The following is a 13,200-nucleotide window of genomic DNA, read 5'->3' on the forward strand; positions in this document are numbered from 1 at the left end:
ATATTTAGTTTTTTAAAAGGAGGACAACAATGCAGTTACAAATAAATGGAAAGTTAATGAATCAGCTTGCAATTTTTTTTAGTACGATCGTCATGCTTCAGTTTGTAGCTGATGTAACAGGACTTACAAGCAATCTAGATATTACGTATAACTTAATTAATATAACAGCTTCTTATATAACATTTAGTTTGGCGGTTATTTTTACTTTAATAGGTGCAAGAAGAGAATTAAGTAAATATGCAATTATTTTATTATGTTCAGTGGTAGGTATTAAAGCAATTTATTTTGTGGTGTTCGTTATCTTATGGGGATTGGCAGGTACACCGTAAAGGGGAGGATGATTATATGAGTAATGATAATAAGAGCGTAATTCTCTATGTTAACTTAGGGAATTACGCTCTTATTATCATTTAGTCTGAAATTGTTTGAAACGCTTTTCTACACCGCTCTCTTCTTTGCAGTCTTCTTTTATATTTTTTTCTATCCCGCTTTACTCCTTGTATATACATAAGTAAGCTAACGAAAAGGAAGAAAGCACATTGCGTCATTAAAATATATGGTGACATGCCTTGCAATGGCTGTTTCGGATCATATAAATGAAAAGGTGCTCCGCCTATTGAAGGAAGTATTGTATTTAGCAGGACGTAAGGAATGGAGGCGGCTGCAAATGGAAAGAGAATTGCCATATAGTCTTTTTGTGACCATACAGATGCAGCAAGTCCTAAAAGGGCCATTAAACCTGCAAATAAAAAATTAATTCCGATATATACAGCAATGTAAGTGAGAGGCGCATCAAAATATAGGTTTGCAAACATTCCATCAGCATTTATGATGCCTGAACCAACCGTAGGTGTTCCGTCTGGAATGGTTAATTTGCAAAATAATAACGATAAGATGAATGGAAGTGTATAAAGAAATCCTCCGCAAAAAAACGTAACGATATATTTCGCTACTGAATAAGGAAATATAGAAATCCCCTTACTCACAAACGGTTTAAAACCATCGGACTTATCCGAATTGTAACTTGTACTAAAGGGGAAACTCGCAATAACTGGCATTAATAATAAATAAACATCCATTTCATTGTCGCGAAATCCAATCCATTTTAAATCTGTTGATATAGGACCATTTGCTGCGTTTCCTAAATAACGAATTACATAATAATAGTGATAAATGCAAATAAGAACGAATCCACTAAGCATCATAATGAAAGAAATACGACTACAAAAAGCTTGCTTTATATTTAAACGAAGTGCACGCATCATGACTGAAAAAGCCTCCACTGTTTTGATAAACTTGTCTATTTTCTATATTACTATTAATTGTAAAGATTTTCTTGTTTTTTTATTTGATTATTTGAAAAAGAGGAATTTTGTTGTTGTGAAGTAAGGTTTAGCTGAAATTAATTTTTCTAAAATATGGTTGACAATTAAGTATTACATTTGTAATCTTAAGTATAGATTACAAATGTAATACTTAGGAGTGAAACATACGATGACAAATCAATTACCTAAAATATCTGAAGCGGAATTAGAAATTATGAAAGTACTTTGGTCGAGTTCTCCACAAACAGCGAATGAAATTATAGAAGAACTGGAAGATGCAATGGACTGGAAACCGAAAACAATCCGCACATTAATTAATCGATTAGTACAAAAGGAAGCCGTTTCTTACCATCAAGATAAAGGGCGAATGTATGCTTATTATCCGTTAGTATCACAAGATAATTATTTGCAAGTGGAAACGAAATCTTTACTAAAGCGTTTTTGCGGTGCAGCGTTTAAACCATTACTTGTTAATTTCTTAAAAGAGGAGAGATTATCTTCAGAAGATATTAATGAATTAAAACGCATTTTAGATGAGAAGACAGAGGAGAATAAGAGGAAGGATCGATAAAAATGATAAACACGCTTATAAATGTATACCTTCCTCATTTTTTTGATTGGCTTATAGAAACTTCACTTATGGCTAGCATATTAGTTGGATTTATTTTATGCATAAAAGTTCTATTTAGAAATAAATTAACACCCCGGTGGCAATATATGTTGTGGATCGTATTAATGATAAGACTCCTTTTACCATGGTCGCCAGATAGCTCTTATAGCATTTACTCATTACTTTCCTATAGTTCTAGTGTATCGGAAGTTATTCCAAAAAATATGCCGGCTACTGAGAATATAGTGAACATAGAAAGCGACCGTAAAGTGGAATTGGAATCAAATCCTAAAATGGTGACAAAAACTAGCGAACCGGAAGTAGAAGTCAGTTCGGAAAAACAGACTACATTTTCTTTATACAAACTTGCTTTGTATGTGTGGCTAGCTGGGGTAATCATATTAGCAGCTATCACGTTTCTTACAAATAGACGGTTATATTCGTACATAAAGAAACAACCGGATATTACGGATGAACAGGTCATTACAGTGTTTGATCGCTGTAAGCAGTCTATGAAAGTGAAGAAGGCAGTTTCCTTACGTTTAGCAGGAAAAATTGCAAGTCCAACTGTGTTTAGTTTCTTCCGCCCAAAAGTATTACTATCAAAAAAACATATGAAAGTATTAAATGAGCAACAATTACAATATGTCTTTTACCATGAGTTAGCTCATATTAAGAGAAACGACGTAGCTGTAAATTGGATTATGTACAGTTTAATCCTATTAAATTGGTTCAATCCAATTCTTTGGTACGCCTATTTTTGTATGCGAGAAGATCAAGAATTAGCCTGTGATGCATATGCACTTACTTTTATAGATAAAGAGGAACAAATTGCATACGGTCATACAATTATTACCCTTTTAGAACACTATTCCTATCAAGTGCCAAGCCTAGCAAATTTAAGTAGAAATAAACGAACACTAAAAAGGAGAATCGTTATGATTAAAAAATTCCAAAAGAAATCGTATCGTCTTTCTTTACTTGGAGTTATTGTCATAGTTGCTATAGCAGGCGGATTTTTATTAAATGCAAAGATAACTGAGGGAGATGAAAGACAGGAAGAAAAGGTTGTAGAAAAAAAGCAATCTAAAGCAGCTTTTGAAAAAGCGATAGAAACAGTATATGGTACACCAGAGAATGCAAGTAGAGAATGGGGTATGTCAATAAAGTCATATAAAAGGGATACAGATTTTTTGTATTTGGCAGAAAAGAATTTTACAAAAGAAGAATTTGAGCAGTATGTTCAATTATTTAAAGAAGCTAAAGAAATTCATAAAAAAGCAATGGTTAATAAAAAAGTACCTGAGAATTATGATAGAGATACAAAGGAATTTAAACGTGAACGTTTGAATAAAGCTGATCAAGAAAGATTAGCTAGTATTGAGAAGAAAGTAGTTCCACTTTCGGAAAGGGTGGAGAAGTCTTTAACATATACTATAGAAGAAGCGAAAGAACATGTACCGTATCAAATTAAGCAGCCGACTTATATACCTGAAGGTTATGAATTAAAGAGGGAATGGGCTGACTCATATTTTGGAAGAGATGTAGAATTAGTTGTTAAATCAGAATATGCAAATGGAAAATATGGTTTTACAATTTACCAATCAAGGATTTATGCAGGTGGTAATAAGGATCCGCTACACTATATGATGCCTGGAGTAGAGAATCTAGAAAGTTATAGTTTAGATGGGAAAGAAATGGTATATAATAAATCTTCTCATGGAGAGGGGAAGTTAAGAGGCCTTAAAATGTTTGTACCAGCACAAGGTAAGAATAGTGATTATCAAATTGTCATAGTGAATGATATTTTTACAAGAGATACAAAGATATACGAAGAGATAATTGATGATGATCTAACTAAGAAAGAGATGGAGAAAATATTACTTTCTATGTCAAAATAATAGACAGTGTTCTTAAAACTTTGGTTTTAAGAACACTGTCTATTTTATTAAGTTTCTAGTGGGATCTAGTCAGCAATTATTTACGAATATATTCTAGCTTTCCATACAAGTATACTTTTTGATAAACTATGGACAGTATGATATAACTTGACTGAAATTTTTTTATACTGGAAATAATAAAAAGAGAACTTGTATAGAATGTAAGCGTGTGGTAATATCAAAGATGTACTGATTGACTATATTATCCAATTGGTCATTTTTGGAGGTGACAATGTGGCGATAGATCGAAAACGTTCTATTATTGAAGCTGCAACAAAGTCTTTTTCAGCGTTCGGTTATAAAGCAACAACGATGGATCAAGTAGCGAAGTTAGCGAATGTAGGAAAAGGAACGATTTATACTTTTTTCAAAAATAAAGAAGAGCTATTTGGTGAAATTATTTCTAATTTAATTACAGAAATGAAGCAAGTTGCAGAAAGCGCAATTCGTTCAGATGTTTCATTTTTTGAAAATGTACATAGAGCATTATATAGCATCTTGGAATTTAGAAAAGAACATCAGCTCATGATTAAATTAATTCAAGAAGAGCGCGATATGGGAACGAAAGAAGTACAAGAAGTTATGCAACAAGTTGATGTGGAAATCGTTTCTGTTATTCAATCGTATTTAAAGATTGCGATTGAAAAAGGTGAAATTAGCAAATGTGATCCAGAAATTACAGCATTTATTATGCTTCGTCTATATGTATCACTTATTTTTGATTGGGAAAAAAATCACGAACCGCTAGAAAAAGAAAAAATTGCAGAGTTATTTGAACTTTATTTACTAAAAGGATTGTCAAACTAAGATAATCCTTTTAATTTTATAAAAAATGACCAATTGAACAATATGGTCATATATTTAAGTTAAGGGGGGATATAGAAAAACTATAATCAAAATGAGGAAAAGTTGCATAGTAATAAATTCAGGGATAAGGCATATGTATGAACAAGTATAGCCTTTTTGTTTGGGTGAAAATGACTAAATGAACGTTTTGGTCATTTTATAAAAGGGGGAGAAATTATGAAAGGGAATCAGTTACTTCGTAAAGAGTTCACGGAAATTATAAAAAGTAAAAAAATATTAATTCCAATTATCGCGGTTTTATTTGTACCGATTTTATATGCAGGGATGTTTTTGTGGGCCTTTTGGGACCCGTATAAACAGTTAGATGACTTACCCGTTGCAGTAGTCAATTTAGATAAAGGCGCACTATTTGATGGAAAACCAATTGAGATTGGAAAAGGGCTCGTTGATAATTTAAAAGATAATAAAAGTTTTAAATGGGAGTTCGTAAGTGAAAAAGAAGCAAAGAAAGGAATGGAAGGTAGAAAGTATTACATGTTAGTGCGCATTCCAGATGACTTCTCAAGTAACGCTACAACGTTATTAAAAGACAATCCAAAGCGATTAAACTTAGAATACATTCCAAACGAAAGTTTAAACTTCTTATCTTCACAAATTGGCGGAACAGCCATTGAAAAGATTAAAACTGAAGTATCCAGCACGTTAACGAAAACATATGCAGAGAAAATGTTTGATTCTATTAAAGATGTCTCAAAAGGATTAGCAGATGGAGCAGAAGGGGCAAGTAAACTACACGACGGATCAAGTGAATTGCATGATGGTTCAAGTAAAGTGACGGATGGCCTTCATACACTGCAAGGGAAGTCTGGGGAGATGAAGGATGGAGTTGAGAAACTATTTGATGGATCTGGGAAAGTGACAGCAGGTTTAAATACGTTAAATAGCAAAACCGGTGAAATGCAAATAGGTATCGGGAAATTAGTAGATGGATCAGGAAAAGTAACAGATGGTTTACATGTATTAAATAGCAATGCAGGTATCGGAAAATTAGTAGATGGGTCAGGAAAAGTAACAGCAGGTTTAAATACATTAAATAGCAAAACGGGTGAATTGCGTGATGGATCTGAGAAAGTGACCGGTGGCTTGAACAAATTAGTAAGTAAATCCGGTGATTTAAAAACAGGAACAACTAATCTATCAAATGGTATGGGAAAACTTGTTGAAGGGCGAAGTCAATTAGAAAAAGGGTCTCAAGAAATTCAAAAGGGATTGCAAGATTTAAATAGTAACGTACAAAAGTCTGCTGCAGGCTTAGAGGAAATGCAGTCGAAAGTTCCTTCTATATTGAATACAGTAAATGAAAAAATAGATGCGGCTGGGGCGAATATAAATCAGTTAAATGAACTTACGCAATCAACAGTAGGAGATGCTAAAACTGCAGCACAAGATGTAGTAAATTTACAAAAGCAAATTGAAAGTTTACCAAAAGAATATCAAGAGCAGTTACAACCGTTCATAACAAGTGCTGTAAAAAGTACAGCGACAGTTCAGCAAAAGGCTGCCGGAGTAGCAGGTGGAACAAATAAACTAAATGAAGAAGTAAAACAATTAAAGGGCGAAATACATCAAACAACAAATGGATTGCAAAATAAATTACCAAATCCAGCAGGGATGAAAGCTCTGGCAGATGGTGTTGAGAAACTAACGAACGCACAAAATGAATTTGTTAGTAAGTTTCATGGATTTGGTGAGGGATTAGATAATGCAAAAATAGGTGCTGATAAATTAAAAGATGGATCAGTTCAATTAATTGATGGAGTAACGCAATTACAAAGCGGCTCTGGAAAAGTAACAGATGGATTAGGTCAATTATTTGCAGGAGTAAATCAATTAGCAGATGGCTCAAGCCAAGTAACAGGTGGTTTAGGAACATTATCTGCAGGAGTAAATCAATTAACGGATGGCTCAAGCCAAGTAACAGGCGGTTTAGGTACATTATCTGTAGGAGCAAATCAAATGGCAGGTGGAGTAAATCAATTAGCAGATGGCTCCGGTCAAGTAACAACAGGCTTAGGCACATTATCAACTGGCTCAACCCAGCTAATCGATGGCGTTAATAAACTAGCAGACGGATCAGGAAAAGTAACTGATGGACTAGTGAAAGTAAACGATGGTTCAAGTGAACTTGCAGAGAAACTTGGCGAAGGAGCAGAAAAAACTGGTGAAGTAAAAGGGACGGATAAAACGTATGATATGTTTGCAAGTCCTGTAAAAGTGAAGACGGAGAAAATGGCGGAAGTTCCAAACTACGGAACTGGATTTACGCCGTATTTCCTATCACTCGGTTTATTCGTTGGGGCATTACTATTATCAATCGTATATCCATTACGTGATACAGTCGGCGTTCCGAAATCAGGGTTTAGTTGGTTTATTAGTAAGTTCGGCGTACTACTATCAGTTGGTATTATTCAAGCGATAGTAGCAGATGTTATATTACTGTTCGGATTAGGTGTAGAAGTAAAAAGTATTCCGTACTTCATACTCTTTAGTATCATTACAAGTTTAGCGTTTATTGCATTAATTCAATGTTTAGTAACAGCATTCGGTGATGCAGGCCGTTTTATCGCCATCATCACATTAATTATGCAGCTTACAACAAGTGCTGGAACATTCCCGTTAGAGTTGATTCCGAAGTTTTTACAACCATTCAATGCTTGGTTACCGATGACATATTCTGTATCAGGACTGAAAGCAGTCGTATCAAGCGGAGACTTTAATTTCATGTGGCAAAACGTAGGGGTGCTCATGATTTTCATTGTTGTATTATCACTTGGAACAATTGCATCCTTAACTTGGATGCACAAACGACAATTTAGAAATATTGCTGAAAATCAATCGGTTGAAGCGTAAATAAGGAACATAAAAAAGGTACCGAAATGGTGCCTTTTTTATTGGTCTTTTTTTATCACGCTATTTGTGGGCAGTAAGGCTCCCACCTCAAAATTTGGCTAGAGAAAAGAAGTTGGGTGGGAGATAGACTGCCAATAAACGCCTGATTAGTGTGGGCTAATAATCAGTGAGGCTGAACAAAACACCTACTGATTAAAGTTTCACTTTATAGGCTGAGAAATTTCATTTGTTTTTCTATTTTTACGGAAGAAGTATATAGCAATACTTATAAGGATAATTGTAGCTACAATCCAAACAAATGGACCATATTTTTCAGCAAAAGTATATAGTTTCATGTTGCTGGAAATGTCCTCTTTTGTTTTTCCTATTAGAATTTCAGAGCCACTATAACCTTCAAGTGTATCTCCTTTTTTTATGCCAAAAATAAGAACGTCTGATTTGTTTTCTATTCCGGTGTATCGGTATCCTTTACCTTTAATTGTTAATTGGGTATCATCCTTTTTTAGTGAATAGTCTTCGGCAGAAATATCTTTGCCTGACAGTGTAATTGGTTCCATTGAGAAGCGGATTTCTTTTAATGCAGGAAGATTCTCATTGTTTAGTAAGAGTTGCTTTGCAATATGCTGCTCAGTATTAATGTTTATCCAATTTGCTTTTCGTCGTTTATATGTATTAATTTCAAGGAGTGCGAATTCTTTATTTTGAAGTTTTTCCTCTGTAATAGGTTGCGCGGTAGTTAATGTTCCTTTTAATAAAATCACACCGTCTTTTGCAGATTGAAAGGAAGTGGTTTCCTTTGTTTTCTTTAATGTATTGATAGTCCCTTTATAATCCTCTTTTCCTAAAAGAACAGCTCCTGTATGTACGGTTAAAATAAGATATAGGATGCTGAATACGATAATAGCTTTTTTCACTATTTCCCCTCCAAAGTATGTATAATTAAATTATAACATAATTTACCATAATAAATTTATTAATTTGAATAAAAAGTTACAGACGTAAAAGTAATAAATACATTAAGAGAAGTGTAGATGAGAGGAGTAAAAATGAAAAAGAAATACAGTTGTAAGAAAGTTGTACAACTGTACTTAAAGTGGATAAAATATTTTCTTCATAATGTAATGGTTGTTTTGTATCCCTTTTTCTCCTTAATTTCATCATATTTCATGTATAGCTAAATAAAAGGACAGGAATTACAACAATTTACAGAGAAACATAGAGTAGAGGGGCTGGTATGATGAAAGGAAATCTTACTTATTATTTTGTCTTAAATCCGCTAATCATCTTTCTTGTTTACGCCCTTTCACCTATCTTGTTTCATAAAGAAAAATATATAAATATGAAAGATGCACTAGGAATACTTGTAGTTTACTATGTGCTAATTAGTGGGTATTACTTTATGGATGTTATTAGTAAAAGAATGAAGAAAAACGGTAAAGACAAATAAAGAGTTTTAGTACATAAAAATCGATGGAGGACAACAAAATGACTGAAAGTGAAATGAAATTTAGGGATACGACCATTCGTAACTTTTTTGATAAAGAGGACCGTCTAAAATCGATTCCAGGTCAAAAGAAGAAAAAACTAGTATTGTTAGAGTATTTAATTAGCAAGTTAAATGCGGAGAATCAGTATACGGAAAAAGAAATCAATGCATTCATCAAACAATATCATGACGATTTTTGTACGATTAGACGCGAGTTTATTGTGCAGGGGTTTATGGACAGAGAGGATAATATGTACCGTATAAATGGGAGAGAAGTGTGGACGAAGTGGGAGGAGCTATGAGTGTAATGAGGAAGGGGGATTTTCTTGCAAGCTAGTAGTCTTATACATGAAGAGATTTCAGGGAAACCATCAATTTTGGGGATGTTTACTTCACCAACACTGCAATTCAAAAGGATGAAGAATCAAAGAAATATATTTTTACCACTCGCTCTTTTAATAGTATTCATTATAGTTTCAAGTGCGTTAATGTCTTGGAATACTTCAAACAATCCTGCGCTTAGTATGTTTCATAATAAAACAGGATTTACTGTTCCAAAATACATAACTTTCTTTACTACATTTGGGATTTCCGCAATTAGTGGAATCGTAGCTTTATTTTTTGCGCCTATATTCTATAAAAATATTATGATTTTTTTCGGGGTTGATATTAACTATAAGGAAACGTTCCCGATAATTATTTATGCTTCATTTGTATTGCGATTAGGGATGATTTTAAACGGATTAATTGCACTGTCTCTAAGTGGGTATGAGATATCTTATACAAGTTTAGGCGCGATAGCAACGGATAATATGGTTCTACATACAATCGCTCAAAGAATAGATATATTTAATATTTGGTATTACATTTTATTAGGTATAGGTTTAAAAACGATTACGAATTTAAATAGGGATAAACTTATTCCTTTTATTATTGTACTTTTTATTTTTACTAGTTTATTAGCAAGTATGGCTGGATTTATGCAGGAAATATCTAATCCATAAAGGTATTATGAGAAGCAGAACTATAAAAGGTGGATTGGATATAGACCAATCCACCTTTTATCATTTTTTACACTAAAACTTTTTTCTCCAATCTTTCTTTCTGACGTAAATGATGAGCAAAATGCATAGAAATAAGTTGGAACCATTCTGCTGCATGTAAGTAACCAAGCCCAGGATGTTCGACTTTACAATCACTTGGAATAGAAGAAAGTGTTGGCTCAATGTCTTTAACAACTGTAATTAATTCTAGAATACGTTTTTGTATTTCTTCTTTATTAGAGGGGTTTTCAGGTGTATATCCAGGATGATTTGGTACTTTGATTTGTATATTTGGGAAAGCACCAAGTTTATATACTTTTTCACCCATATCCGTTTTCTTGTTAGTTGCAGAAGGCACTTCAGTTCTACATTTCGCGATTGCATCTAACTGCATATATGTAGAGGCAATTAAATGATTGTACATTTGACCGAGAGACCATTCCTCAGCAGAAGATTTGATCTTAAATTGTTCTATCGAATATTTTTCTAATTCCTCCATGTAATACGTAGCTAATTCTTCAAATTTCTTCATAGTGTTAACTCCTTTTTATAAAAATGTATTTGTTAATACTTACTATAAAGGAGGGATACTGACAACATTATGTCAGTAGTGAAATTAAAGTTTTAACATTTTTTTTGCTTCATCATGGATTTTCTCAGAAAGAATTTTTGGCTCAAGTACTTGCACTTGGCTTCCCCAGCTCAATACCCATTGAAATACTTCGTCTATGTTTCTTGATTTCAACAAGACATGAAAGCCATTGTCTTTGTGCTCGTATGAATCTATAAAAAAGTAGCGAGATTCAATAATCTTATGTGCAATATGAGATGGGAATAATAAGCGAACCGTAACAGTACGATTGCTTTCGGGTTTGTAGTTTTGTAAAGAAAAGTCTTTCGGTTTTGTGAAGAATTCTTGTTCTTGCTGTAATGTATCCATACGATCTAAACGAAAATTACGTATTTGTTTTCGAAGTAAACAATGAGCAACGATGTACCAAATCCCTGAAATGTTGACTAAACCGTAAGGATGAACAGTCCGTTTTATTTTTGTAGTTTCTCTCGGTTTACGATAAGAAAAAGAGATAGCTTGTTCTTTTTGAATAGATTCTTGCAACAGGAGAAGTTGGTTTTCTAGTTTTTCTTGTTCAGGTTGTTTGTGTGAAAATATGGGAGAAAGGAAACGGAAGGTTCCTCGTAGTTCCCGGGCTTTCTGTTTTTGATCAGCAGGTAGGACAATTTCAAGTTTCTCTTTTGCCGATTGCGCATGTACAGAAAAAGAAGAAGTGAAAGTTTTCTCTATATAATCACCGCCTAGTAAAAGAGTAACAGCTTCTTCAGGTGTAAGTTGAATGGGAGGCAAAAAATAACCATCCATTAATGAATAACCGTGGCCGGGCATTGCGAAAAGTGGGACGCCAGATTCACTAAGTGCATCCATATCTCGATAAATGGTTCTTATACTTGTCTCAAATTTTTCAGCTAAGCTTTGTGCTGTAACAGTTTGTCTTCTTTGTAATTCAATTAATATAGCTAATAAACGATCTGTCCGATTCATGAAATATCTCCTTCAATTTTTATAAATATGCTTTCTATAAACTTCTAAAAGTATTATATATTCCCCTCCCATTAACAGACTTTTTCCTATGTATAATATTAATATAGTAAAATCATAACAACCGATATTGCAGTTTCCAATAATATACTATATAATCAATTTAAGAAAACGTTTTCATGCAAAGGGGGAGAATTTCGTGTCGACTATAGAGGACGTGGCGAAATTAGCGGGGTTATCAAGGACAACGGTTTCTAGGGTGATTAATAATCATCCATATGTTTCAGATGAGAAGAAAAAAAGGGTTCAATTAGCAATGAAGCATTTAGGCTTCGTTCCTAATTCTGCGGCGAGAAGGCTTCGTAAACAAAAAACGGAAACAATTGCGGTGCTAGTTCCAAGGATTACAAATCCTTTTTTCAGTAGATTTATTGAAGCAATCGAGATTGCAGCTTCTGAACATAAATATAAACTGATTATTTGTCAAACAAGATATTTACCAGAAAAAGAAATGGAGTATTTACAATTATTATCTACGAAACAAGTAGATGGGATTATTCTATGTTCACTAGAAAATCCGTGGGAAGATGTAGAGCCATACTTACAGCACGGTCCAATCGTGTTATGTAATGAATATATTGAGGAAGCAAATATTCCAACAGTGAAGTTTGATCATGCGCAAGGAGCATACATAGCTGCGAAGCATGTGTTAGATCAAGGGTATCGTAATCTTATTTTTTGCCGTGGTAACGAAACCAAATTAGTTAGCCAGCAGCGAAAAATGGGCTTTTTACGTGCAATAACTGAGAAGAGCCGCCAAGTAGAAGCGATTGATTTTCTTGAAAACGCTTTCTCTTGGGAGGATGGAAAACGAATATTCCATGAAGTATTAAAGGACAAAAAAAATCCTACCGCGATTTTGGCAGGAGGCGATGAGGTAGCAGCTGGAATTATCTCAGAGGCGAAGCACCATAACTTGAGCATTCCAGATGATCTCGCTGTTATCGGTTTTGATAATCAAATATTATCGCAGATTACAGAACCAGGTATTACGACAATTGAACAGCCAATTGATGAAATGGCCCGAAAAGTTGTCGACCTGATGATGGATAAAATCCATACGAAAAATTATCGAAAAAAAGAATTGTATGAGTTTGAACTGGAGCTCTTGGTGAAAGGTTCAACGATGAAGGATAAGATGTTATTAGCCTAGTAGACTATGTCTGCTAGGTTTTCTTACGTTCACAAACTACTATTCTTCGTGAACGCAGTCATCACATTTGTTATGGTATGCTTCGTGTTGCTCATCAATTTCTTTCCCACAGTGCGCACAAGTTTTCGTCGGTAAATTTCTGAAAAACTCCATTGGTTGATCGATCATGTCAATCCCTCCATTTCCATTTCTTACTATCATTGTATTAGTACAAAAAATAAAAGTCAACAACTGTTTTATAACAAAATTGAAAATTAATGAAAAAGTTTAGGAAATGGATTATAGTTAACAATGTAGGATGTAAGTAAAAA

Annotated in this window: 14 protein-coding genes; 9 read left to right on the forward strand and 5 right to left on the reverse strand. The window is 33.8% G+C overall.

The window, feature by feature from the left end; genetic code table 11:
- The first annotated feature begins 29 nt into the window (after positions 1-29).
- Complete coding sequence (locus tag RT27_RS15410) at positions 30-329, forward strand: hypothetical protein (RefSeq protein ID WP_016082574.1); 300 nt, start codon at positions 30-32, stop codon at positions 327-329.
- An 81-nt stretch (positions 330-410) separates the two neighbouring features.
- On the opposite strand, the gene RT27_RS15415 is transcribed toward RT27_RS15410, so the two are convergent.
- The gene (locus RT27_RS15415) at positions 411-1,265 is read right to left on the reverse strand and encodes a hypothetical protein (protein WP_029442080.1); all 855 of its coding nucleotides are present in this window, start codon (positions 1,263-1,265) and stop codon (positions 411-413) included.
- 229 nt (positions 1,266-1,494) lie between these two features.
- Between RT27_RS15415 and RT27_RS15420 the strand changes: the two genes are divergently transcribed.
- The 4 genes from RT27_RS15420 to RT27_RS15435 all read left to right on the forward strand — a co-directional run bounded on the left by RT27_RS15420 (position 1,495) and on the right by RT27_RS15435 (position 7,592).
- Positions 1,495-1,896: a BlaI/MecI/CopY family transcriptional regulator gene (locus tag RT27_RS15420; protein WP_043936581.1), complete on the forward strand. Its 402-nt coding sequence runs from the start codon at positions 1,495-1,497 to the stop codon at positions 1,894-1,896.
- A 2-nt stretch (positions 1,897-1,898) separates the two neighbouring features.
- Positions 1,899-3,836, forward strand: a complete 1,938-nt coding sequence (locus RT27_RS15425; protein WP_043936582.1) for a M56 family metallopeptidase — start codon at positions 1,899-1,901, stop codon at positions 3,834-3,836.
- A 273-nt stretch (positions 3,837-4,109) separates the two neighbouring features.
- Complete coding sequence (locus RT27_RS15430; RefSeq protein ID WP_000963381.1) at positions 4,110-4,682, forward strand: TetR/AcrR family transcriptional regulator; 573 nt, start codon at positions 4,110-4,112, stop codon at positions 4,680-4,682.
- 216 nt (positions 4,683-4,898) lie between these two features.
- Positions 4,899-7,592, forward strand: a complete 2,694-nt coding sequence (locus RT27_RS15435; protein WP_043936583.1) for a YhgE/Pip domain-containing protein — start codon at positions 4,899-4,901, stop codon at positions 7,590-7,592.
- A gap of 200 nt (positions 7,593-7,792) precedes the next feature.
- Here the strand turns inward: RT27_RS15435 and RT27_RS15440 are convergent, their stop codons facing one another.
- Positions 7,793-8,506 (reverse strand): hypothetical protein, encoded by a 714-nt coding sequence (locus tag RT27_RS15440; protein WP_043936584.1) that lies wholly within the window; start codon positions 8,504-8,506, stop codon positions 7,793-7,795.
- Between the two features lie 320 nt (positions 8,507-8,826).
- Between RT27_RS15440 and RT27_RS15445 the strand changes: the two genes are divergently transcribed.
- From RT27_RS15445 to RT27_RS15455, 3 genes are read left to right on the forward strand one after another with little or no spacing between them, the layout of a single operon-like run.
- Complete coding sequence (locus RT27_RS15445) at positions 8,827-9,039, forward strand: hypothetical protein (RefSeq protein ID WP_002182535.1); 213 nt, start codon at positions 8,827-8,829, stop codon at positions 9,037-9,039.
- A 38-nt stretch (positions 9,040-9,077) separates the two neighbouring features.
- On the forward strand, positions 9,078-9,380 hold the full coding sequence (locus tag RT27_RS15450; RefSeq protein ID WP_043936585.1) for a DUF2087 domain-containing protein: 303 nt from the start codon (positions 9,078-9,080) through the stop codon (positions 9,378-9,380).
- Between the two features lie 24 nt (positions 9,381-9,404).
- Positions 9,405-10,082, forward strand: a complete 678-nt coding sequence (locus tag RT27_RS15455) for a Yip1 family protein (protein ID WP_043936586.1) — start codon at positions 9,405-9,407, stop codon at positions 10,080-10,082.
- Positions 10,083-10,149: 67 nt separating this feature from the next.
- Here RT27_RS15455 and RT27_RS15460 read toward each other — a convergent pair whose 3' ends face one another.
- The gene (locus RT27_RS15460; protein ID WP_043936587.1) at positions 10,150-10,653 is read right to left on the reverse strand and encodes a DinB family protein; all 504 of its coding nucleotides are present in this window, start codon (positions 10,651-10,653) and stop codon (positions 10,150-10,152) included.
- A gap of 84 nt (positions 10,654-10,737) precedes the next feature.
- Positions 10,738-11,679: a YafY family protein gene (locus RT27_RS15465; protein WP_043936588.1), complete on the reverse strand. Its 942-nt coding sequence runs from the start codon at positions 11,677-11,679 to the stop codon at positions 10,738-10,740.
- Positions 11,680-11,875: 196 nt separating this feature from the next.
- Here RT27_RS15465 and RT27_RS15470 point away from each other — a divergent pair, with 196 nt between their 5' ends.
- The gene (locus tag RT27_RS15470; RefSeq protein ID WP_016082566.1) at positions 11,876-12,889 is read left to right on the forward strand and encodes a LacI family DNA-binding transcriptional regulator; all 1,014 of its coding nucleotides are present in this window, start codon (positions 11,876-11,878) and stop codon (positions 12,887-12,889) included.
- Positions 12,890-12,928: 39 nt separating this feature from the next.
- On the opposite strand, the gene yhfH is transcribed toward RT27_RS15470, so the two are convergent.
- Positions 12,929-13,057, reverse strand: coding sequence for a protein YhfH (yhfH, locus tag RT27_RS32425; RefSeq protein WP_000567010.1), 129 nt, complete (start codon positions 13,055-13,057; stop codon positions 12,929-12,931).
- Positions 13,058-13,200 lie beyond the last annotated feature (143 nt).

The organism is Bacillus sp. L_1B0_5, assembly GCF_000836715.1.
Taxonomy (GTDB): Bacteria; Bacillota; Bacilli; order Bacillales; family Bacillaceae_G; genus Bacillus_A; species Bacillus_A thuringiensis_S.

Excerpts from the sequence above, each read along its gene's own strand:
- RT27_RS15410 (WP_016082574.1), top strand. The coding sequence starts at position 30 with ATGCAGTTACAAATAAATGGAAAGTTAATGAATCAGCTTGCAATTTTT.
- RT27_RS15415 (WP_029442080.1), bottom strand. The coding sequence starts at position 1,265 with ATGATGCGTGCACTTCGTTTAAATATAAAGCAAGCTTTTTGTAGTCGT.
- RT27_RS15420 (WP_043936581.1), top strand. The coding sequence starts at position 1,495 with ATGACAAATCAATTACCTAAAATATCTGAAGCGGAATTAGAAATTATG.
- RT27_RS15425 (WP_043936582.1), top strand. The coding sequence starts at position 1,899 with ATGATAAACACGCTTATAAATGTATACCTTCCTCATTTTTTTGATTGG.
- RT27_RS15435 (WP_043936583.1), top strand. The coding sequence starts at position 4,899 with ATGAAAGGGAATCAGTTACTTCGTAAAGAGTTCACGGAAATTATAAAA.
- RT27_RS15445 (WP_002182535.1), top strand. The coding sequence starts at position 8,827 with ATGATGAAAGGAAATCTTACTTATTATTTTGTCTTAAATCCGCTAATC.
- RT27_RS15450 (WP_043936585.1), top strand. The coding sequence starts at position 9,078 with ATGACTGAAAGTGAAATGAAATTTAGGGATACGACCATTCGTAACTTT.
- RT27_RS15460 (WP_043936587.1), bottom strand. The coding sequence starts at position 10,653 with ATGAAGAAATTTGAAGAATTAGCTACGTATTACATGGAGGAATTAGAA.
- RT27_RS15465 (WP_043936588.1), bottom strand. The coding sequence starts at position 11,679 with ATGAATCGGACAGATCGTTTATTAGCTATATTAATTGAATTACAAAGA.
- yhfH (WP_000567010.1), bottom strand. The coding sequence starts at position 13,057 with ATGATCGATCAACCAATGGAGTTTTTCAGAAATTTACCGACGAAAACT.